This window comes from Actinoplanes sp. NPDC051513 (assembly GCF_044454685.1).
GTDB lineage: Bacteria > Actinomycetota > Actinomycetes > Mycobacteriales > Micromonosporaceae > Actinoplanes.
Genome location: NZ_JBITDW010000043.1, coordinates 1 through 21,145, shown reverse-complemented (window position 1 = coordinate 21,145; position 21,145 = coordinate 1). Strand labels below are relative to the sequence as shown.

The following is a 21,145-nucleotide window of genomic DNA, read 5'->3' as shown; positions in this document are numbered from 1 at the left end:
AGCTCGACAGCTTCTCGCTCACCTCGAGCGGACTGCTGCTGCGATACATCTCACAAAGGAGTCATCGTGCGTCTGATATGGCAGCTCTTGGCGGTTGCGGCGGTCTGGATCGTCGGCAATCTGGGCACGGCTGCGGTGAAGGACTACCCCTGGCTGGCGCTCGTCGCCGGCCTGCTGACGGCCGTCGTCGCGGTCCTGGTCTACGGCTGGGTGGTGCGGCGAACCGAGCACCGGGCCCCCGTCGAGGTGTCGCTGAAGGGAGCAGGTGCCGCAATCAGCTGGGGCACGCTGCTCGGCATCGCGCTGTTCGGGGCAGTCATCGCGATCATCGCCATCACCGGTGACTACACGATCAACGGCCTGGGCACGCCGGCCAGCGCCGTCGCCCTGCTCGGCATCATGGCAGGTGCCGCCGTGACCGAGGAGCTGGTCTTCCGCGGTGTCCTGTTCCGGAACGTCGAGCGCTGGACCGGAACCTGGATCGCGCTCGCGCTGACCGGCACGCTGTTCGGCCTGATCCACCTGCTCAACGCGAACGCCACCCTGTGGGGTGCCATCGCTATCGCCATCGAGGCAGGCGGGATGCTGACCGCCGCCTACATCGCCACCCGCAAGCTGTGGGTACCGATCGGTCTGCACTTCGGCTGGAACATCGCCGCGAGCGCCATCTTCAGCACCGAGGTGTCCGGCACCAACACCGCGCAGGGCCTGCTGGACGCGACGATCTCGGGTCCCGCGCTGATCACGGGCGGCGACTTCGGACCGGAGGGAAGTATCTACGCGGTGGTGTTCGGCGTGCTGGCCACCGGTGTGTTCATGTGGCTGGCCTACCGGCGTGGTCACGTTGTCCCCGTCCGTCGCTCGGCCCGGGCGGACGTGGCCGCCAACCTCACCCGCTAACCAAACCTCCTCACCGATCTGGACAACGGCCACTACTTCCCCGCCGGGCTGACGGCAGGGGGACCCAACGCAAATCAGTCCGGCACTTGACCGGGACAATGCTCTTCTGGAGGGACGCTGAAAATATGACGACTGTGGGATTCATCGGAAGCGGATCCATCGGCAGCACACTCGCGCGACTCGCCATCGAGGCCGGCCACCAGGTCGTGCTCAGCAACTCGCGCGGCCCCGAGACGCTCGCGGACACCATCGCTGAACTGGGGCCGCGGGCCTCCGCGGCGACGAGCGAGGAAGCCGCGGCGGCCGGTGACATCGTCGTGGTCACGGTGCCGGTCACGGCCTTCCCCGACGTCCCCGCCGCGCCGCTGGCGGGGAAGACAGTCATCGACACGTGCAACTACGGCCCCGACCGTGACGGGCACATCCCCGACCTCGACGGCACGTCGCTCACCTCGAGCGAGCTGCTGCTGCGGTACATCCCGGACGCCGGGCTCGTGAAAGCGTTCAACACCATCTACTTCAAGCACCTGCTGTCACTCGCCCGCCCGGCGGGGGCCGCCGACCGCTCGTACCTGCCGATCGCCGGGGACTCCGCGCCGGCGAAGGCGACGGTGACCGAGTTCATCGACTCCATCGGGTACGGCGTGGTGGACGCGGGACCGCTGGCCGACAGCTGGCGGCAGGCGACGGGCACACCGGTGTGGGGAACCCCGTACGGGCCGCCCTCGAACGAGAAAGGCGAGCCGGCCGGCGCGGACGCCATCCGCGCGGCACTGGCCACCGCAACGCGATAACCGCAAATTGGCGACCGGGCACCACCCGTTCGTCACCCGTCCCGACCTGGTCGTCGACCAGGTCCAGGGCGCTGTCGCACCGCGCCTGAGCACGACCAACACGTGAGCACGACCAGGAGAGGCACATGACCGACCACCCGCCGGTGATCGCGGTGACCGATGCAGAACTCGAAGACCTGCGCGCGCGGCTACGCGCCACCCGGTGGCCCACCCGGTGGCCCGTCGATGGCTGGGAAGCGGGCGCCGACACCACTGAGGTGCGCCGCCTGGCGGAGTACTGGGCCACAGGCTATGACTGGCGCACCCACGAGGCGCGGATCAACGCCCTGCCGCACCACACGGCCGCCATCGGCGGCACGCCCGTCCATTACCTCCGGTTCGACGGCGAGCAGCCCGGCGCCCTGCCGATCGTCCTGACCCACGGCTGGCCCAGCACCTTCCTGGAGCTCACCGACCTCGCCCGGCGTCTCGCGGAGCCGTCCAAGCACGGCGGCGACGCGTCCGACGCGTTCACGGTCGTCGTCCCCTCGCTGCCCGGCTACGCGTTCTCACCGCAACGACCGACCCTCCCGCCGACGCTCCAGACTCACCAGATCTGGCACCGGCTCATGCAGGACGAGCTCGGCTTCGACCGGTACGCCGCCCACGGCGGCGACCTGGGCGCGGGAATCACCTCACGTCTGGGTGAGGCCTACCCGGAGTCGCTGGCCGGCATCCACCTGCTCGCCGTCGCCGCACCCCAGAAGTACGACGCCGCCAGCCTCACCCCGGACGAACAGGCCTACCTCGACCAGGTCGCCACCTGGAGCGCGGAGGAGGGCGGCTACCAGCACCAGCAGAACACCCGCCCGCTCACCCTGGCCCACGCTCTGTCCGACTCTCCGACCGGCCTGCTGGCCTGGATCGTCGAGAAGTACCGCGCCTGGAGCGACTCGGGAGGCGACCTCTCGTCGCGGTTCACGGACGACTTCGTCCTCACCCAGGCGTCCCTGTACTGGTTCACGCGCACGATCTCGACGTCGTTCCGGCCCTACTACGAGTACGCCCACGGCCTGACCCGGCGCGTCGACAAGGTCGAAGTGCCCACCGCCGTCGCCGTCTTCCCCGCCGACCTCACCCAGCCCCCGCGCTCCTGGGCCGAACGCACCTACAACGTCACCCGGTACACGTCGATGCCACGCGGCGGACACTTCGCCGCCCACGAAGAGCCCGAACTGCTCGCCAACGACATCACCGAGTTCTTCCGCCAACTGCGCTGAGAGCGACCCTGCGAGAGGTCGATGTTCGCCCATTCCGGCGTCGGGGTTCTCTCCCAGCACATCGAGGGCGACGTCAAGGATGCGATCACGTGTCTCGTTCATCGAGCGCACACGGGAGGACTCGGTCGGCACGACACCATTGTTGCACACCAGTGTGCAATTAATCACACTGCACACTGGTGTGCAATGAAATAGGCTGCACAGCAGTGTGCAACGGAGAGTTGTGCTGTGCTTCGAAGCTCAAGAGAAGAGAAGAGAAGAAGGCAATGACCGCACCGACGCCGCCAACCGCGGCCCTCATCCGCCCGTTCACCGTCTCGATCTCGGATTCGGAGATCGACGACGTGAAGCAACGACTGGCCAGAACTCGATGGCCGGATCCGGAAACGGTGGGCGACTGGTCGCAAGGGGTTCGCGTAGAGAACGCCAGATCTCTGGTCGACTACTGGGAGCACCGCTACGACTGGCGGCGCTTCGAGTCCGAGCTCAATCGCTTCCCCCAATTCCTGACCACGATTGATGGGCTGGACGTCCACTTCATCCACGTCAGGTCCAAGAATCCCGACGCTATGCCGCTGATACTCACGCACGGATGGCCGGGCTCGATCGTCGAGTTCCTGAAGCTGATCGGCCCGCTGACCGATCCGGTCTCGTTCGGCGGGGACGCCGCCGATTCTTTCGACGTGGTCGTACCGTCGCTGCCCGGGTTCGGGTTCTCCCAGAAGCCCACGAAGACCGGGTGGACGGTATCGCACATCGCGAGCGCGTGGGTGGAGCTGATGAAGCGTCTCGGCTACCCGAGATGGGCCGCACAGGGCGGCGATTGGGGTGCCGCCGTCACCACCGCCCTCGGGGCCATGCAACCTGAGGGGCTTCTCGGCATTCATCTGAACACCCAGTTTGCCTTTCCCGCCCAGATACCCGACACCTTGTCGCCCGAACAGCGTCACGCCGTGGAGACCCTCGCCCTCTACACCGGTGATCTCGGTGGGTCGAACCACCTTCAGGGCACGAAGCCGGAGACCGTCGGATTCGCCCTGGCAGATTCTCCCGCTGGTCAGGCGGCCTGGATCTACGAAAAGTTCCAGTCCAAGACCGACAACCGCGGGTTGGCCGAGGACACCCTCGGCATCGACGACATGCTCGACGCGATATCGCTCTACTGGTTCACCAACAGCGCAGCGTCGTCCGGCCGCATCTACTGGGAGAACAAATCACGCACTTTCGCCGGCCCGAAGCTGACTCTTCCTGTCGCGGTGACTGTCTTCCCGAGGGACATCCCACGCCTGCCACGAAGCTGGATCGAGGACACCTACAGCAATCTGATCCACTACGGCGAGGCCAACAAGGGCGGGCACTTCGCGGCCTTCGAACAGCCCGAGATCCTGGTCAGCGAAATCCGCACCGGCCTGCGCACCCTTCGTTCCTGACGCCAACGCGCGAGCTCAGGAGCGCACGCGTATCACTCGGGCTTCACTGAATCGACCAAAGGCGCTGGGGGTGCAGCATGCCTTATCAAGGCGTGAGGTCGATCACGTTTCCGGGGGCCGAGTTTCTGGTGAAATCTCGCGACGAGGGGCTCTACCTCTTCAAGTCAGCCCGCAGACTCCGGCCCGACCGCCCGACGCCGCATCCATTCACCCTGCGGCCACCTTAGCCGGCGGCCCCCATTCTACCGACAGTTCCCGGTATTCGCTCTCCGCGTCCGGCGGGTTACTGGTATGCACAACGGGTGAGGCCGACTACCGGAGGGGAGTCGCCTCACATGGGTCACGGGTGTCTGAGAACCCGAGTTCGCTCGGGTTCTCAGACACCCTAGCCGCTGGCCCGTGTTCCTGCCGCGTGGGAACCTCCGCTCAACCCGGGGCGAGAGGCAGGTCCCGATCATCGGCAGCCGGGCGTGCACACGCATCGCCCCGGTGATCATGACCGGCGTGGTACTGACACAATGCACCACGTAATCGGTCATGTTGATCATCTGACCTGACCCGTGCTGATATCCGTGAGGGTGCCCCCGCCGCGCTACGCGAGGTGGGGGCACCCTCGCATGCCTGGAGGCCCCTCATGCCGGTCAGTTTCCTCACCCCGAGCAACGTAGCCGATACGGCGTCTTCAACGCCGTCCCCGACGTCGCCCAGCTGGGCGCCTTCTTCCACCTGGATGTCGACGACCGGCGCCGGGCGATGGTCGCCAACGGCGCCCGCAACCAGCTCGGCTGGTCCGTGCAACTGGGCACCGCCCGGTTCTTGAACTGCTTCCTGGACGATCCCGAGGACGTTCCCGCCGCGGTGGTCGACTACGTCGCCGAGCAGCTCGGCCTGCAGGCAGCCGACCTGAAAGGGTACGGCGAGAAGGAAGCCCGCTGGGATCACCGCGATCAGATCCGCACCGGCTACGGCTTCACCGCCTTCGCAGGCGAGCAGTGGTTCGCGCTGGCCTGCTGGCTCTACAAACGGGCCTGGACCACAGGCGAGCGCCCGATCGTGCTGTTCGACCTGGCCACCCACCGCCTGGTGGAGGCCAAGATCCTGCTGCCCGGCGTCACCACCCTGGAGCGGCTCATCGCCGCGCTGCGCGAGCGCGTCGCCGCCCGCCAGAACGCGCTGCTGGCCGCCAGCCCCAACCAGGCCGCCGTGCTGGAGAACCTGGTCAAGATCGAGGAGGGCGGGCGGGTCTCCCGGCTGGACCGATTACGCAAAAGCCCCACCGACGTCAGCAGCACCGGCCTGGTCAAGACCCTGGATCGGCATGTGGAACTACGCGGCCTGGGCGCGGCCGGCTGGGACCTGAGCGCGGTGCCGCCCGGCAAGATCGCCGCGCTGGCCCGCTTCGCCCACGCCGCCCGCGCCCAGGCGGTCGCTGAACTGGCCGGTGACCGCAAACTCGCCACCCTGGTCGCCTTCGCCGCGACCATGGCCCCCCAGTCGGCCGACGACGCGGTCGAGGTGTTCGACCTGGCGGTCGGCGATCTGCTGCGCACCTCGGCGTTCAAAGCCAGCAAGGAGCGGATGCGCACCCTCAAAGACCTCGACACCGCGGCGATCGTGCTGCGCGAGGTGTGGCTGAAGGTCCGCTCCGTCGCCGAGATCCCCGATGGCGACATCCGCGCCGCCCTCGATGAGATGGATCTGGCCGCCATCGGTGCCGCCGCCGACGTCATCGGCGACATCGCCCGCGAACCCGATGAGGACTTCCAGGAAGAACTGCTGGATCGCTACGCCACCGTCCGACGGTTCCTGCCCAAGCTGCTCAAGCACCTCGACTTCGCCGCCGGCGCCGCCATCGCCGCCGGTCAGGTCGCCGGTCAGGGAGTGCGGCGCGGCCATGAGGTGCTGCAGGCGCTGGACTTCCTCACAGCGATCGAGCGCCGTCGCACCGACGTCGACCCCAGCGAGGTTCCGGCGGGCTTGCTGTCCTCAGCCTGGCACCGGCGCGTCTTCCCGAAGCGCGGCGAGCACGCGGGCACCTTCAACAGACACGCCTACACCGTGGCGGTCGTCGAGCGGCTACGCGAATCGTTGCGCCGCCACGAGGTGTTCGTGCCGGGCTTGCGCAAGTGGGGCGACCCCACCGCCGGGCTGCTGAGAGGCGCCGAGTGGGAGCGGGCCCGGCCCCGCATCTGCGATGAGCTGAACCTGTCACCGCAGCCCGGCGCCAATGTGGAGCGCTGGGCCGCCACTCTCGACTTCGCCTACCGCCAACTGGCCGCCGGCCTGTCCGGTGAAGAGGAGGGGCGCAACGACTGGGTACGCCTGGCCAAGAACGAAGATGGCAAGGACCATCTGGTGCTCACCGGCCTGGACCGCCTGGACGAGCCCGCCTCCCTGACCGCGCTGCGCGCCGGCATCGACGCCCGCATGCCCATCGTGGACCTGCCCGACGCCCTGCTGGAGGTGCACTCCTGGACCGGCTGCCTGGACCACTTCACCCATGTGTCGGGGGATACGCCCTCCCGCAAACAGGACATGATCACCTCGATCGCCGCCGTCCTGGTCAGCCAGGCGATGAACGTCGGCATGCGGCCGATGGCCGCCGAAGGCGAACCCGCCCTCGCCCTGGACCGGCTGTATTGAGGTAATCCCAGCGACTCTCACGTGATCTTGCCGTGCTCGACGTGGGTGAGAACGAGAGCGGCCTTGGCGATATCGCCGACTCGGCTTGGACTGAGCGTGATGTGCTGAAGCGTCCGCCAGCGTTGCTCCAAGAGCGCGAAGCCGCGTTCTCCCAGGCAGCGCAGAGAACGAAGAAGCGCGTTTCTGGTACGGGTGTCAACGTCCAACTCCCGTCCGTCTGCGGGCTGCTTGACCGGGACGTGGATTCCGTTGCCAGCGCCTTCGTAGCCTGAATCGGCCAGGAGCGGCATGTCCCTGAGATAGGGGCGGATGGCATCGAGAACCTGTCTCGCGCTGCGGTGATGTCGTGGGTGGACCCGGGGAGTGCGCCGGATATCCAGTTCGGGAAGCCTCCGGGCTGCATGAGCCCTTGCAGATTGGCAGCGAAGGCGCGGGCCTTACCGACGTACCACGCGTCGATCTCCTTGCCCTTCACACTCGTCTTCTTTTCGCTGACCCGATCGATGCTCGTCAGCGTGCCGTCGATGATCAGGTGCGGCAGTCCGTCGGCGCGCGCCTGCTCCAGTGCGTCCTTCAGCTCGGGTGCCTGTTCTGCCAGGACATCGATGACTTCGTCCCGGTACCGGTAGGCGGTCGCCTGCGACAGCCCGATGCCCAGGCCGAGCTGGCGAACATCGCCGCCGTTGCGCAGCCACACCAGCCCGAAAACTGCCTGCCACCAGGAGGTGAGGCTCCTGGTGTTTTTGCGCGTGCCTCGCTCGCGCCGCTCGGCGCACAGCAGCTGGGAAAGGTAAGAAACCGTCTCGCGGGGTAAGCATTCAGGAGCTCGAGATCGCGATGGCGTGAGCAGCGCCTGCGCGGTGGGATGATCTTCGGGTGTCGAAGCCCCCGGATCGCCGCCCGTCGTATGACGAGCTGGCGGCGCTGGTGGTCCGGCAGATGAACACGATCGAGGCCCAGCGCGAGACGATCGCGCGGCTGGAGGAGACGGTCGACCGGCTGACCGCTCGGGTCGCCGAGCTGGAGCGCAGGCTTGGCCGCAACTCGGGGAACTCGTCCTTGCCGCCGTCCAGCGACACGTTCGTCCGGCCGGACAAGAAGCCGCCGGTCAGCACCAGGAAGAAGCGTGGCCGCCAGCCGGGGGCACCCGGCGCGGGCTTGGCCATGGTCGAGACTCCGGACCAGGTCGAGGAGCACCTCCCTGACGCGTGCGGCGGCTGCGGGAAGATGCTGTCGGCCGCCGACAGCGTCGGCTTCGCGCGTCGTCAGGTCCGCGACATTCCCCTGGTTACCGTGATGGTGACCGAGCATCGCACGCACCGGAGCCGGTGCGGCGGCTGCGGCCGGGTCACCGCAGCGGTCTTGCCCGAGCAGGTGGCGGGGTCCCCGTCGTCGTACGGCCCGAACCTGCGCGCGCTGGCCGCCTACCTGCTGGTCTTTCAGCACGTCCCGGTAGAGCGCTGCGCTCAGCTGATCGCCGATGTCACCGGAGCCCGGGTGTCACCCGGCTGGGTGAGTTCGATCGTCGCTGAGGCCGCGCTGCTGGTCACCGACAGTGTCAAGCTGATCCGTGCCCTCCTTACGCTCGCCCATGTGTTGCACGTCGATGAGACCACCACGAGGATCGGGACGACGCGGCGCTGGCTGCACGTGGCCTGCACCAGCCACTTGACGCTGCTCGGCTTGGGCGAGCGCTCCCGCGACGGCGTGAACGCCCTGGGCATCCTGCCCGATTTCCGCGACGTGCTGGTCCACGACTCGCTGTCGCTGTATGACGGCTACCCCGGCGCCCGGCACCAACTGTGTGGATCTCACCTGGTCAGAGAGCTGACCGCCGCGGCCGAGGACCACCCCACCCAGCGGTGGCCCGGACAGATCCGCTGGGCTCTGGCGGAGCTGAACAAGCAGGCCGGCAAGGCCCGCGCCGATGGGCTGAGCGAGATTCCACCCGAGCGGGCCAAGGTCTACCTCAAGTCCTTCCACCACGGCCTGCGCGTCGGGCTGTCGTTGCATCCCCGCGTGTCCGGGCACAAACAGTCCCCGGCCCGGAACCTGCTGGAACGTCTCCAACGGCGGGCCTGTGACGTGCTGCGTTTCGCCGATTTCCCCGGCTGGGTGCCGTTCACGAACAACGCGGCGGAAAGGGCGCTCCGTCCGGTGAAGACGCAGGTGAAGATCTCGGGCTGCCATCAGTCCGAAACGGGAGCCGCCGCCTGGCTGACCATTCGCTCCTACCTCGACAGCGCCCGCAAGCACGGCCTGTCAGCCTTCGACGCGATCCACCGCGCCTTCACCGGCAACCTGTGGATGCCACCCGTCGCACTCGACGCCTGATCAGCGCGAATCACCCAGCGTCACAGATCCTTCTGAATGCTTACCTCGCGGGGGACGTCGAGGATGGCACGATAGGGAATCACGGTGCGCCACGAAGCACTCTGCGATATCCCCGGTTGAATCGGGAGGAATTCGGAGGGATATTCCTGGGTCTGATGCCTTACCCGGAGCCGAAAGGCAAAAGGGGACAACAGCATGGTAGGAAACCAGTGGCCGTGTCCAGGCGTATGGAACGGGGTGCTGGGGGACCCGCACGATACGGTGAAGGCTTGATTGCTTCCATGACAGGCAGGCCAGCTGCCACGGAACGAGGCGACCCGCCTGGCCGTCCTCGAGGCCGCGGCGGCCCTTGCCACGGCGCTGGGATACGACCACGTCACGATCGACGCGATAGCGTCGCGCGCCGGGGCAGGCGAGCGGACCATCTTCCGCTGGTGGTCGGCCACGTCGAGGCCCGACCCGATCGCCCAGCGCTGAAGGCAGATGCCAGCCGCGGGCGCTCCCCTGTGGAGACGACGGTTCTCACTCAACCGGTTGCTTTGTCGCCTGGAGGCCCGCAGGCTATTGTGATGCCCGTGCGGAGGGTCATATACCTGCGTGCTCAAGCCCGAGAGGTAGAGGAATGAGCGACGCAGGTCGTGTGATCGACGGCGCGGAGCGGTTCGAGGCAGATGCGGCTGCGCGCGGACTCGACGTCGAGATCGTCGAGCATCTGGAGGCGCAGAATCTCGCAGAGCTAGCCGATCTGCTCAGCATCCAGCCGGTCGAGATCGTGAAGTCGCTTGTCGTGAAGCGACACGACGGAAGCTTCCTGTTCGCGCTGATCCCCGGCGGCCGCCAGATTTCGTGGCCGAAGCTCCGCGCGGTGGTGGGCGTCAACAAACTGCGGATCTCCGACGACGAAATGGCCCTCGACGCGACGGGCTACCGGCGCGGCGTCACGCCGATCGGGTCGACCACGGCCTGGCCGGTCGTCGCCGACGAGCGAATAGTCGGCCGCCGGATCGCCGTAGGCGCGGGGACGGCCGGGCGCATCGCCTTCGTCGACGCGGACGCCCTAGTCGCCGCCTACGGCGCGACTGTCACCGACATCAGCGCTGAGGAATCGCCTCACTGACCTCCGCGCCCGGTCCTCGGATTCCGGTACGTTCCTTCAGAAGGTCTGCGGTTGGCTTCGTCTGCCAGCGGCAGTTGAGCGGCGACGGTGCACGAGCGGGGTCATGGACGGTTACGCTACCGAGGCGGCCCTGGCCGGCCTGACCTTCGGCTTTGAGACTCTCGAACTCCCGGAAATTCTTGCGGTGACGACCGCCACCAACCTCCGGTCTCAAGCGGTGATGCGCCGAATCGGCATGACCCGGGATCCAGGCGACGACTTCGACGACCCCACCGTGTCTGAAGGGCCATTGCGTCGGAACGTGCTGTACCGGATCGCCCGTGATGCGAGAACCTGACGTTGTGCCGTGACCGGAAACGATCACTGGATGGGTGAGAGGTTCAGGTTGCGGGTGTGAGGGGTCGGCCGCCCCAGCGGATGCCCTTCTCGCTGCGGATGCGGGCGCGTTCGCGGCGTTGGGCGGCCAGTACGTCGGGATGGCGGGCGTGGGCGTTGCGCCAGTGTAGGTAGGCGTGCAGGGCGCGGGTCTGGACGGTGTGGTTGAGGTGGTGGGAGTTGGCCAGGGGTGAACTGGCGCAACGGTCCGAAGTGCGCCTCTATCGGGTTGGCCCACGAGGCGTAGGTCGGCGCGAACAGCAGCCTGACCTTGCTCTTCTCGGCCCAGGCGCGGATGCGCCGGTTCTTGTGGGCCGACAGGTTGTCCAGGATGACGTAGATCGGGGCGCCGTCCGGCCGGGCGGCGCGACGACCTTGAGCACCCGCAGGCCGATCTCTGGGTCGCTGTCGCCGTTGTGCTCGTTCAACCATTCCCGGGACGCGGCCACGGCTTGCCAGATCCCCGCTGCCTCGCCGGGGAGCAGCGTCGTGTCGGGTCGGTCGTGCTGGTGTGCGCTCACATCTGCCTCCCGGAGAAGGATTCGGTGGGGCTGTTGGTGGTCGTGGCGTTGCTCACCGGTTGGTGCTTCTGGGCGCAGGTCGGACACCGCAGTGGGCAGGGTGTCAACGCGGCAGCTACGGCAAGGCCGCTGCCGTGCAGGATCATCGATACGGTGTCTCGAGGCCGGAGGTCTCGGCGATGACCGTTTCGCCGACGACGCCGAAGAGGTCGAGCGGGGTGTACCAGCCGCGCATCATGTCGGCGGTCACATGGGTGAGGTCGGGGCGGCCGGCGTGCCGGCGCAGCGTTTCCTCGAGCGTCACGTCCATCCAGTACGTGAACGACGGCCCCGGATGCTCGGCGATCAACTCGCGTAGCGGCCATCGGTACTGGCTGGTGTGCAGGATCCCTTCCAGCACCACGTGGTAGCCGGCTGCCAGGGCTGCCCGGGTCGTGGCCGTGATGAAACCTGGCGCGGCCGTCGGGGTGTGGCTGCTGCCATGCTCCCGCAGCACCACCCGGCGTAGATAGTCCTGCTCGATCTTACCGACCGCCACGGAATTCACATCGTTCCTGAGCTGGGTGGATACGTCGTGGACATGTTCGTGACGTCGATCGGCCTCGGCGACCGACGTCGCGAACGGAGCGTCAACTGACATGGCGGTTCCGGCCTTCGAGCTGAAGGCCTACATGTATTGGTTCATGCTGCTCACTCCGTTCTCGATCCGGGTGATGACGCCGGGCAGCACGTCGGCAGCATGATTGAGTCCGGCCGCAGCTGCTTTGAGATCCGAGGGGTTGAGCACCTCGGCGGCGTAGGCGAGGCTCGCTGCGGTGGCGGCGTTCACACCTGTGCCCGTGTCGGACATTAGAGCGATAATCGACTTCAGCTCGGTTACCGTCTCGGCCGAGACGGTATGGGTCTCCTCGAGCCGCTCCACGATGGCTTCCAGTCGCTTGACGGGCGGTTCGGCGATCTCGGTCAGCAGCTTCATGAGCGCGTCGGTGTCCATCACCCGCAGCCGGTCGAGGACGGCATTCTCGGCACCCTCGTGTTGGACCTTCCACCTTCGGAGCAGTTCCGGCGGGTAGCGCTTCTCACCGTCTTTGCCGTCGATCTCCTCGTGGTGGGCCAGGCAGAGCAGGAGAAGGTTTTCGAAGGAGTCTCGCTTCTCGGCGGGCAGGTCGCGCCGGTAGCGCGGAGCGCCCGGACGCACGCCGTAGATGTGGGCGACCTGCGCGTTCTTCTTGAACTCTCCCGGTCTGACCTCGAACGCCACCGGGTGTGGACACGCCGGGGCGTAACAGCGGCCGTTGCTGACCGTCCAGAGCGCGGCCAGCATGGCCGGCGGGAGACCTTTGCGTTCGCCGGCGCCGTCAGCGGGAGGCTTCGTACGTCGCATCCTGATCAACGAGTCGCGGCGCGGCTGGCGCCGGAATCGGAAACACGTTGTGGAATCCGGCACCCGGGTGCCGGATCCGGCGGTCGCCGACATGGCCGACAGCGTCGTGAACCGGGCCAAGCTGCTGCAAGCGTTGCAGTCGCTCCCGGCTCGGCAGCGAGCCACCGTCGTCCTGCGGTTTCTCGAGGGACTGAGTGAGCGGGAGACCGCCGCAACCCTCGGGTGCAGTGAGGGCACCGTCAAGAGCCAGACGAGCCGCGCGTTGATCAAGCTGAAGTCCGTCCTGAAGGAAGAGTACTGACATGTCTCACGACACCGAGGATCGCCTCACCACGGCGCTGCAGGGCTTCCGCTCCGACCCGTCATACTCGCCGCAGATCGACGAGATCCTGGCCCGCGGGAAGCAGATGAGCCGGCGCCAGATCGCCTGGCCCGCCACGGCCGGCGGCACCTTCGCCGCCGCCGCGGTCACGGCGGTGGCTCGCCTCCGGTGGCACCGGCGTCCCGTCCCAGTCGCCGGCGCCCAACCTCGCCGCACCGGGCTCGTCCGTGACCGCCGAGCAGCCTCCGGTGGTGCGCCTGGTCGGCCACCTCACCACGCTCACGCAGACCGAGGGCGACGCGACACTGATCTCGCGCAGCCAGGCCTACACCGACGGCAAGAAGGTCGACGACTGGGACCTGTACGCCGACAACGGTGACTACTTCTTCGCCAGGACCCGCGCCGGACTCCCGGCCCGGGTCAAGGAGGGCCGATCACAGATGGACAAGGCGGACGAGGCCGGCCGCAAGCGGGCGGTCGCCGCGGCGAGGCTGGCGGCCAAGGGCGACCTGAACGAGGCCCGTAAGCGGATGGCACGCGCCTACCACACGGGTGACGACCCGGCGCCGTTCGAGTCTCCGGGCGCCGTCAGGCCGCTCTCGGAGGCGGACAAGATCAAGAGGAAGGTCTCGGGCGCCACGGGGGTTCCGGTCAATGGCACCGACAACTGGGTGTGGAACAACTCGATGGATGCGCTGCGCGAGGGTGCCGGCGACCCGGCCGTCCGCGCCGGCGTGCTGCGACTGCTCGACCAGATGCCCGAGATCGCAATCGAGGAGGGCTCCCTCGACGGCCGGAAGGTGCTCACCCTGACCGCCGGCGCCCCGGCCGTCAGCAGCCCCGAGAGCGTGGTCGTCGACGCCGAGAGCGGCATGCCGGTCAAGTACACCGACGCCTCCGTCACCACCACCTACACGGTGTCCCGGGTGACGCTCGCGGACGTCGCCGCCGCCAAGTTCTGATCACCACCGGGTCAGGGGGCCGCACTCGAGGAACAACCTCGGGTGCGGCCTTGCCGCATCGGCAACCGGGCGCCGAGCGCCCATCGCGTCTCTCGCCGTTGCGCTAGTCCTTCAGGCCACGAAGCAGGGCTTCGAGGTCACGCTCGCCCTCACGGGTCTGGGCGCCGTGGGTGACCCCGCCGCTGATCAGCCGCATGGCGGCGGGACGGGCGAACAGGCCCGCCCAGGCGGCATCCTCGCGCACGAGCCCCTCGGTCAGATCGTCGGCGACGATGGCCGCCTTGGCCGCGGCGATCACCCCGTGGGGCAGCGCGGCGATATTGCGGGCGAGCCGGTCGACGAACGGGTCGAGCTCGTCGGCGGGCAACGCCCGGTTGACCCAGCCGTACCGCTCGGCCGTCTCCGCGTCGAACAGGTCCGCGCCCAGCACGACTTCCAGGGCGCGGTTGCGGCTCACACGGGCACGGACATACTGCGTGGCCCCACCGCCGGGCACGATGCCCATCAGCGCCTCGACCTGGCCGAGTCCGGCGCGGCCGATCGCGGCGAAGCTCATGTCGGCGGCGGCGACAAACTCGGCCCCGCCCCCACGGGCCAGGCCGGCGAGCTTGACGATGGTCACCTGAGGCTGGTTTCGCAGCTGCTCGCCGAGGGCCTGAAAGACGTTGACGCCGTCCGGGAGGCCGGCCGCGAGCGGTGCGAAGGCCTCAGCGGTGCCGGACATGTCGACGTGGGCGATGAAGAACTCCGGGTCGGCGCTCTCGAACACGATCACCAGTACGGTGTCGTCGTCCTTGAGGACGGTGAGCAGGTCGCGAAGTTCGAGCATGAGGGCGGCGCCGAGCACGTTGACCGGCGGGTTGTCGATCACGACCCGGGCGACGCCGTCGTCGAGGGTCACCCGCAAGGCCTGGTACGTGTCGTGGTTGCTCACAGTGACTCCGATCTCATGTGCAGGGCGCCTGGTGAGGGCGCGCCCAGTCGCGCAGCGTGCCGGTCGCTCGACCGGACCGAGCGGGACGCGCCCACCCAGTAAAAAGCGTGTTCCCGCAACACAGTCCAGCCGGCGGCACATGGGCAACGCTCAAGCCTGAGTGGCGCGGCCCCGGCATGGCGTTCGGCCCGGAGTACACAGTCTCGCCGGACCCTTCTCGGTGGAATGGGTCGTCGCCTTCGCACGCCGTGATCCTGGTTGGTCGCCCGCCACCCACCGGTGATGGGCCGTCGAATCCGTCAGGCCGGCCCGCTCAGGTGCGGCGCCGCCACGGGCTCGTTGTCACGCGCATGCGACCGCTTCGCGCGCTCCACGAGCCAGACCATGAGGACCGCCAAGACATTCATTGCCATCAGGATGATGAGATTGGCGCTGGGGCCCGCGCCTACGGCACGGTTGAGAGTCGTGGACTCGCCCCCGGTGAACAGGGAATTCACGATGCCGGCGATCACATTGTTCGAGACATGGAGGGCCATGGCGGCTTCCAGGCCTCCGCTGATGAGACCCATGGCGGCCGTGCACGCTGAGAAGACGATCAGATAGCTGACGAGCCACGGGTCCAGCGTCACATGGACCAGCGCGAAGAGCGCGCCGGAGACGAGGATGGCGAAGGTGATGGCGAGGCGGGCGTTGCGGAACCAGGAGCCGGCCGCCGGGATGAGCGCTCCGCGGAACGCGATTTCCTCGCCTGCGGACTGCAGTGGGGTCGCGACGAGGGTGACGAGGATGATGGCGATGGTGGTCGCTCCAACGGCGAACGAGCCCCATCCCGTCGACTCCGGTGCGATCAGCAAAGTCACGAGAAGGGTCAGGCCCACAAGAACCGCAGACCCCAACATGTAGATGCCGACACGGCGCCGATCGAAGGCTCGGGTGTGACGGAACACAGCCCGCCACGGCACCTTGGCCATGGCCGCCACCAGCATCGTCATGAGCACGGCGGTGATCGCGGTGCTGATGCCCGTCGCGGCGATCGTGAGCGGCGTGAGGGAAGGCCTGTTCGGGTCGGCCGGACCCTCGATCGCCACGACTCCCTGGAAGACGATGACCTGGACGAGCAGAAGCGTCGCTGGGATCGCGATGACAACGATCAGTGACTTCCACCGCGTCATGCGGAAGTGGACGCCGAAGGGGCGGTCGGGATCGGTACCCGGCAGCGCCGACACGGCGTCATGGTCAGCCTGACCCTTGCTTGTGCTTACGGTCACCGTTCAGCCCTCACAAGAAGGGGCTCGAACGCGGCGGTCACGACGATCGAGGGGAGAGCCAGTATTGGTGAGGAACCAGTCCTGCGCCGCCTTCCGGCCGCGCAGAGACCAATGCTGAACATCGATGTCGTCATGTGATCACCCCCACCATGTGGCGGGCACACAGTCAAGGGCCCAAAGGAAAAGGCATCGGCCGCGTGACCGGCAACTCCCCGTAGCCCCCACTCGACAGAAGGCGGGCCGGACGATCGCGCGCCACGAGGCTCATAGTTGAGCGTCGGGCCAGCTCAGCGCTCGGCCGGCCTCGGTCAAGGGACGGTAAGGCTGCAGCGGTCACGGACGGCCGGCGTCGTCGAACCCTCTGAACTCGGCAACGTCGTCGGGCGACCGGACGCGCCCGGGCAGCGTCATCACACCCATGGGCGGGACAGAGACGCGGGCTTCCTGGCCTGCTTGATGCTGCGATGCAGACCAGGGCCGTGACGAGCTACGACGTGATCCACCACAAGCTCTGGGACGCCGTCGGAGCGTCAGCTGGTCAGGTGGCCGAGCAATGGAAAGGCCTTCTGCGCGAAGCGTTCGCCGATCAGACGGTGGGTGGCGGCATCCGGGTGAAGCTGGTCGGGCAGGGGATGGGCGGCGAAGTCCGCTTCGCCGTACAGCTCCAGGCCGTCCAGATAGGACAGGTGTGGGTCCGTCTCGGCGCGTTCGGCGACGACGCGGGCCAGTTCCGCGCGAATGACTGTCAGTGTCAACTTGCCCGCAGCCCGCTCAGCCGGGTCACCGGTGGCGACGAAGCTGACCCGGCCCTCCGCCAGCGCGGCCGGGTCAAAGGCGCCGGGGCCGGGTGTGTCCTCGTGGATCGGGCACAGGATCGGCGACACCACCAGCAGTGGTGTGGTCGGGTGGCCCTCGCGCAGGGTGTCGAGGAAGCCGTGCACGGCTGGTCCGAACGCGCGCAGGCGCATCAGGTCGGCGTTGACGACGTTGATGCCGATCTTCACGCTGATCATGTCGGCCGGCAGGTCGCGCATCGTGCGGGCGGTGAACGGGTCGAGCAGCGCGCTGCCGCTCAGGCCCAGGTTGGTCAGCTCGAGGCCGGCGCGGGTGGCGGCGATGGCGGGCCAGGTGGTGCTGGGGCTCGCCGTGTTCGAGCCGTGGCTGATCGAACTGCCGTGGTGCAGCCACCGCGGGCGATCGACGGCGGGCGCGGGCTCGATCGGTTCGTCCGTGCGCAGTTCGACCACTTCGGTCTTCTCGTTGAACGGCAACCAGATCTCGACGGTCTTCAGCGTGGGGGAGAGGCCCTCGAAGCGCGCGCGGCCGGGCTCGCCGGGCTCGGCTTCGGTCACGCCGGTGGCCAGGTCGATCGTGACAGTGGTGCCGCCCGTAACGCTCTGCTGACCGGCCAGAACGCCGTCGACGTACAGGTCGTAGACGCCCTGCGGCCGGGGCGGGGCGCCGCGGTAGACGAGTTTGGTCGGCGCGGTGACGAGTTCGATGACTGCCGCGCGGGTGCGGAAGACCACCCGTACGCCGGAGGGTTGACTTTCGGCCATGCTCAGTTGCGGGTCGTTGCCCTGGGCTCGGGCCCACGCGGGCAACCGGTGCGGCATCAGGCCGAGGGCAGTCGGTTCGAGCTCGACGGCGCCGCGGATCAGTTCGGCGGTGACAGGTGTGGTGATCATCGTTGTCCTTCTTGGGGCCAGTGGCGCAGCAGCGAGTCGAGGGCGTCGAGGATGCGCTCCCACGATTGCTGCGGGCCGGGTTCGCTGTGGTCGAAGCTGCCGCCCAGCTCCTGGGTGATGTATCCGTGGATAACGCTGCCGATGAGCCGGACCGCGTGCGTCTGATCGGGTTCGGTCAGCTCGTAACCGCGCAGCATCGCCCGCATCATGGCTGAGTGCCGGGGGCCGGCGCTGGCCATGGCGAGCTCGTGGTCGAGCCGTAGCTGCGCGGCGGCGTACCGGCCGGGATGCTCGCGGGCGTAGTCGCGATAGGTGGCGCCGAGCGCTACCAGCGCGTCCCGGCCGGCCCGCCCAGCCAGCGCGGCATCGCCTCGATCAGCCATCTCTTGAAGGGCGAGCAACGCGATGCGGACGCGTAGATCTTCCGCGTTGCGAACATGTGAGTAGAGGCTGGCCACTTGCACGCCGACCCGCCGCGCGACCGCCGAGGGCGTCACGTGCTCAAAGCCCACCTCGTCAGCCAGCTCGGCACCGGCCCGAGCCACCCGTTCCGCCGTCAGTCCCACTCGCACCATGCCCGTCCTCCTAAAGCTATTATGCACAAACCTAAGACCTTTCGGAAACCGCATGCTCAGAGTGAGTTTCGCTGGTCAGTGCCCTACCTATCGCGGACGGCGTCCAACTCGATCTGGACGGTGCGGCGGCGGGCTTTCGGGTGGGTCGCTGCGTGCTCGTCGGCGGGGTTCTGTCACCCGGATGCGGCGTATTGCTTGCGACGCGGACCCAGGCGAGCAGCTCACCGGTCAGGGTGTTGAGGCGGCCGACCACTCGTTCGGCCCTCCGCATCGTTTGTGAGCGCCAAGGTGATGGGAGCGGCGCCACTCCTTCCCGTTTGCCGGGACCGTCCGCGGCCAGCTGGGCGCAAGCTTGGCGCAGGGCGCTGATGTCGTGTCCGCCGCCGGGGGGAAGCGCCAACCTGTACCGGCCACCTCTCGTCCGTCGTTGCGGAGAGACAGAGGTGGTCGGTACAGGTTGGCGTCGCCCTGCGGATGACTGGAGTGCCGAACGGGAAGCGCGTGTTCCGCTACCGATCCGGGTCGATCAGCTCAGTTGTTTTCGGTGAACCCACGAGGAAAGCTCGTCGCCCAGTGAGGCTTTCCGAGTAACGCCCGTTGACGTTGGGTGATGGGTTCAGGTGGTCCGGCCGTGTTCGATGTGCAGGATCACGAGGGCCGCGGCGGCGATCCGGAATTTGTCAAGATCGGTGAGACCAGTGGGTGTTAAGCAGCGAGGGTCAGGGCCTCGGCTTGGTCGGTGGCGGGTTCGGGTTTGTTGATCCAGGCGGTGTCGGCCAGTCGCAGGCTCTTCGGTTGGGGTCGGCGGGTGAACCGTTCGGGATTCTGGGCGAAAGCGGTGTCCAGGACCTGTTGGCGGGCAACGGTTATCGCGTCGGCGTGGCCGTAGTGGACCGCGGCCGGGGTGTGCAGGCCGATCCCGGTGTGGTGGTGTTCGTGGTTGTACCAGGTGAAGAACGTGTCGCAGAACGCGCGGGCGTCTTGGATCGACCCGAACCGGCCCGGGAAGCTTGGGTGGTATTTGCTCGGCAACCGATGCACAGAGTCGCCACGACGCGGCAACGGGCCAGTCGGCCGATAATGCGCCCTGGTGCCCCTCCAGCACTGAGCTGAGTCGTTCGCGAAGACATCCCGAACGCACTACCGCGGCAACGCGGAGAAGCCGTCGGTTGTCCAATCAGCGACGACCCGATCAGCCGCACACGACCATCGCAGAATGCGGAATGGCTACCAATGCGCAAGACCGCCCGGCGCATTCATCTGCCGCAAGGCGCGCGCTACTGAGCGTCACGGCCGTCGGTCCATCTTGATCACGTGTTTCGGATGCTGTTTGTGCAGGCGAGGGGTTCTTGGAGAACGGCTGGGGCATGGTGAAGGATCTGCTCGTGGACGAGGCGGGCATCCAGGCAGCATTCGATGAGGTCTTCGACCAGGCCATCGTGTTTCATGGCTTCGCCGACTACCTGCGGGACTATGACGTCTTCGTCTATGCAACGGCCGACCCACGCACCGAGATCGCCCCGGTACACCTTCGGTACCGGTTCAAGTACTGCGTTCATGCCGCGGCTGCGTCTGCCCTCTCGCCGCAGGTCTGGGGCGAGTCGCTCGATGACCGGCTCGTGGACTACGACCAAGGCCGCGACCTGGAGGGGTACGTCTGGGGCGTCAAATGGCAGAACTTGTACCCGGGGATGAGGCTGTTGAGCGAGTCGGCCGGCGCTGAGCGTTGGTCTCGTTCCATGGGCATCCCGTTCTACGAAGCAGCCATCGAGACGAATGGGCACAACCTCTCGCTGGTCTTCGCCGATCTGGTCGTCGACGTCGTCGCCGTGGGGTATGCGCCGTTCGTCGTGCCCGACGACGGACCCGACTTTAAGATTTCTCTGCCGTAGGCCGACAGGCGAGCGGGTGTGACTGGACGTACGGATCTGCCGCCGACCGCGGGTGGCGGTCGGCGGTGAACTGTCACGCGGCGTGATGCACGGTGCGGTGGTCTGGCGCACGCTCCTGCCGATGAGCGAGCGCCCGTCTACGCGCCTGGATGATACGAACGGCCGTCACTGCTCGAACGGGGCGTCGTGGTCCGGTCTACCGTGGCGGGATGGCCCGCTACGTGATCGACGCCGCCACCTTGCTGCATCTCGTGGACAACGCTCTTGCCGTTAACCGCAGTCACCAGTTGATTGCGCCGAACATCATTCGTTCGGAGGCGTTGCAACTGTTGTTGCGCGACGTCCGTCGAGGCGGACGTACTGATCGCGAAGCGCTCGAGGTTCACGAGCGGATCACCGAACTCAAAATGCGACTCCTCGGTGACCGGGTGTCGCGTGCAACAGCGTGGCGGATTGCGCGTCAACAGGACTGGGACACCCTGCGTGACGCCGAGTACTTGGCGGTGACCCGGTTGCAAGCCGATGCGTTGGTCACGGTCGACCCGGATTTGGTGGCCAAGGCCGAGAACGTCGTTCCGGTGGCACCGCTCCGAGCCCTGATCACCGGCGAGCAGTAACAGATGCGCAACGTCCGCTCATGCCGCTGTCATCGCGAATGGGCCGCCCATGGCGATTACGCACTGCCATCAGCGCGGCGGCCAGGCGCCGCGACGGGCGAGGCGATCCAGATAGTCGAGAAGCTTCACC

Annotated in this window: 22 protein-coding genes and 1 pseudogene; 14 read left to right on the top strand and 9 right to left on the bottom strand. The window is 67.5% G+C overall.

Features of this window, described 5'->3' with window-relative positions; translation table 11 throughout:
- Positions 1-66 precede the first annotated feature (66 nt).
- The 5 genes from ACIA5D_RS50385 (at position 67) to ACIA5D_RS50365 (ending at position 7,026) form a co-directional block, all read left to right on the top strand.
- The gene (locus tag ACIA5D_RS50385) at positions 67-900 is read left to right on the top strand and encodes a lysostaphin resistance A-like protein (protein WP_396037876.1); all 834 of its coding nucleotides are present in this window, start codon (positions 67-69) and stop codon (positions 898-900) included.
- A gap of 125 nt (positions 901-1,025) precedes the next feature.
- Positions 1,026-1,694: an NADPH-dependent F420 reductase gene (locus ACIA5D_RS50380; RefSeq protein WP_396037875.1), complete on the top strand. Its 669-nt coding sequence runs from the start codon at positions 1,026-1,028 to the stop codon at positions 1,692-1,694.
- A gap of 125 nt (positions 1,695-1,819) precedes the next feature.
- On the top strand, positions 1,820-2,953 hold the full coding sequence (locus tag ACIA5D_RS50375) for an epoxide hydrolase family protein (protein ID WP_396037874.1): 1,134 nt from the start codon (positions 1,820-1,822) through the stop codon (positions 2,951-2,953).
- Between the two features lie 266 nt (positions 2,954-3,219).
- The gene (locus ACIA5D_RS50370) at positions 3,220-4,383 is read left to right on the top strand and encodes an epoxide hydrolase family protein (protein ID WP_396037873.1); all 1,164 of its coding nucleotides are present in this window, start codon (positions 3,220-3,222) and stop codon (positions 4,381-4,383) included.
- Positions 4,384-5,004: 621 nt separating this feature from the next.
- A complete protein-coding gene (locus ACIA5D_RS50365; protein ID WP_396037887.1) occupies positions 5,005-7,026 on the top strand; it encodes a DUF4158 domain-containing protein in 2,022 nt (673 codons plus the stop codon).
- A 17-nt stretch (positions 7,027-7,043) separates the two neighbouring features.
- On the opposite strand, the gene ACIA5D_RS50360 is transcribed toward ACIA5D_RS50365, so the two are convergent.
- On the bottom strand, positions 7,044-7,316 hold the full coding sequence (locus ACIA5D_RS50360) for a transposase family protein (RefSeq protein ID WP_396037872.1): 273 nt from the start codon (positions 7,314-7,316) through the stop codon (positions 7,044-7,046).
- A 119-nt stretch (positions 7,317-7,435) separates the two neighbouring features.
- Between ACIA5D_RS50360 and ACIA5D_RS50355 the strand changes: the two genes are divergently transcribed.
- The 5 genes from ACIA5D_RS50355 to ACIA5D_RS50335 all read left to right on the top strand — a co-directional run bounded on the left by ACIA5D_RS50355 (position 7,436) and on the right by ACIA5D_RS50335 (position 10,814).
- Positions 7,436-7,840: a hypothetical protein gene (locus ACIA5D_RS50355; RefSeq protein ID WP_396037871.1), complete on the top strand. Its 405-nt coding sequence runs from the start codon at positions 7,436-7,438 to the stop codon at positions 7,838-7,840.
- A gap of 62 nt (positions 7,841-7,902) precedes the next feature.
- Positions 7,903-9,360: an IS66 family transposase gene (gene tnpC / locus ACIA5D_RS50350; RefSeq protein ID WP_396037870.1), complete on the top strand. Its 1,458-nt coding sequence runs from the start codon at positions 7,903-7,905 to the stop codon at positions 9,358-9,360.
- 297 nt (positions 9,361-9,657) lie between these two features.
- Positions 9,658-9,837: a TetR family transcriptional regulator gene (locus ACIA5D_RS50345; protein ID WP_396037886.1), complete on the top strand. Its 180-nt coding sequence runs from the start codon at positions 9,658-9,660 to the stop codon at positions 9,835-9,837.
- Positions 9,838-9,982: 145 nt separating this feature from the next.
- Complete coding sequence (locus tag ACIA5D_RS50340; RefSeq protein ID WP_396037869.1) at positions 9,983-10,477, top strand: aminoacyl-tRNA deacylase; 495 nt, start codon at positions 9,983-9,985, stop codon at positions 10,475-10,477.
- A 103-nt stretch (positions 10,478-10,580) separates the two neighbouring features.
- A complete protein-coding gene (locus tag ACIA5D_RS50335; protein WP_396037868.1) occupies positions 10,581-10,814 on the top strand; it encodes a GNAT family N-acetyltransferase in 234 nt (77 codons plus the stop codon).
- 43 nt (positions 10,815-10,857) lie between these two features.
- On the opposite strand, the pseudogene ACIA5D_RS50330 reads toward ACIA5D_RS50335, so the two are convergent.
- From ACIA5D_RS50330 to ACIA5D_RS50320, 3 genes and pseudogenes are all read right to left on the bottom strand, one after another.
- A pseudogene (locus ACIA5D_RS50330) lies at positions 10,858-11,266 on the bottom strand (transposase); the annotation flags it as partial.
- Between the two features lie 249 nt (positions 11,267-11,515).
- Entirely contained in the window at positions 11,516-11,911 is a 396-nt protein-coding gene (locus ACIA5D_RS50325) for a hypothetical protein (protein ID WP_396037867.1), read from the bottom strand.
- 129 nt (positions 11,912-12,040) lie between these two features.
- Positions 12,041-12,697 carry a hypothetical protein gene (locus ACIA5D_RS50320; RefSeq protein ID WP_396037866.1) on the bottom strand — a complete coding sequence of 219 codons (657 nt, stop codon included), beginning with the start codon at positions 12,695-12,697 and terminating at the stop codon, positions 12,041-12,043.
- Between ACIA5D_RS50320 and ACIA5D_RS50315 the strand changes: the two genes are divergently transcribed.
- Positions 12,669-13,058 (top strand): sigma-70 family RNA polymerase sigma factor, encoded by a 390-nt coding sequence (locus tag ACIA5D_RS50315; RefSeq protein WP_396037865.1) that lies wholly within the window; start codon positions 12,669-12,671, stop codon positions 13,056-13,058. The two genes, ACIA5D_RS50320 and ACIA5D_RS50315, sit on opposite strands and share 29 nt — an antisense overlap.
- A gap of 248 nt (positions 13,059-13,306) precedes the next feature.
- Complete coding sequence (locus ACIA5D_RS50310; RefSeq protein WP_396037864.1) at positions 13,307-14,041, top strand: hypothetical protein; 735 nt, start codon at positions 13,307-13,309, stop codon at positions 14,039-14,041.
- A 103-nt stretch (positions 14,042-14,144) separates the two neighbouring features.
- Here ACIA5D_RS50310 and ACIA5D_RS50305 read toward each other — a convergent pair whose 3' ends face one another.
- The 5 genes from ACIA5D_RS50305 to ACIA5D_RS50285 all read right to left on the bottom strand — a co-directional run bounded on the left by ACIA5D_RS50305 (position 14,145) and on the right by ACIA5D_RS50285 (position 19,547).
- Positions 14,145-14,975, bottom strand: a complete 831-nt coding sequence (locus ACIA5D_RS50305; protein ID WP_396037863.1) for an enoyl-CoA hydratase/isomerase family protein — start codon at positions 14,973-14,975, stop codon at positions 14,145-14,147.
- A gap of 299 nt (positions 14,976-15,274) precedes the next feature.
- Positions 15,275-16,201, bottom strand: a complete 927-nt coding sequence (locus ACIA5D_RS50300) for a lysostaphin resistance A-like protein (protein ID WP_396037862.1) — start codon at positions 16,199-16,201, stop codon at positions 15,275-15,277.
- A 572-nt stretch (positions 16,202-16,773) separates the two neighbouring features.
- The gene (locus ACIA5D_RS50295; protein ID WP_396037861.1) at positions 16,774-17,931 is read right to left on the bottom strand and encodes a GDSL-type esterase/lipase family protein; all 1,158 of its coding nucleotides are present in this window, start codon (positions 17,929-17,931) and stop codon (positions 16,774-16,776) included.
- Positions 17,928-18,506 (bottom strand): TetR/AcrR family transcriptional regulator, encoded by a 579-nt coding sequence (locus ACIA5D_RS50290; RefSeq protein WP_396037860.1) that lies wholly within the window; start codon positions 18,504-18,506, stop codon positions 17,928-17,930. Before ACIA5D_RS50290 ends, ACIA5D_RS50295 begins: the two co-directional genes overlap by 4 nt.
- A 705-nt stretch (positions 18,507-19,211) precedes the next feature.
- Complete coding sequence (locus tag ACIA5D_RS50285) at positions 19,212-19,547, bottom strand: integrase core domain-containing protein (RefSeq protein WP_396037859.1); 336 nt, start codon at positions 19,545-19,547, stop codon at positions 19,212-19,214.
- Positions 19,548-19,855: 308 nt separating this feature from the next.
- Here ACIA5D_RS50285 and ACIA5D_RS50280 point away from each other — a divergent pair, with 308 nt between their 5' ends.
- A complete protein-coding gene (locus ACIA5D_RS50280) occupies positions 19,856-20,398 on the top strand; it encodes a hypothetical protein (protein WP_396037858.1) in 543 nt (180 codons plus the stop codon).
- Between the two features lie 209 nt (positions 20,399-20,607).
- Entirely contained in the window at positions 20,608-21,015 is a 408-nt protein-coding gene (locus ACIA5D_RS50275) for a type II toxin-antitoxin system VapC family toxin (RefSeq protein WP_396037857.1), read from the top strand.
- Positions 21,016-21,145: the final 130 nt, after the last annotated feature.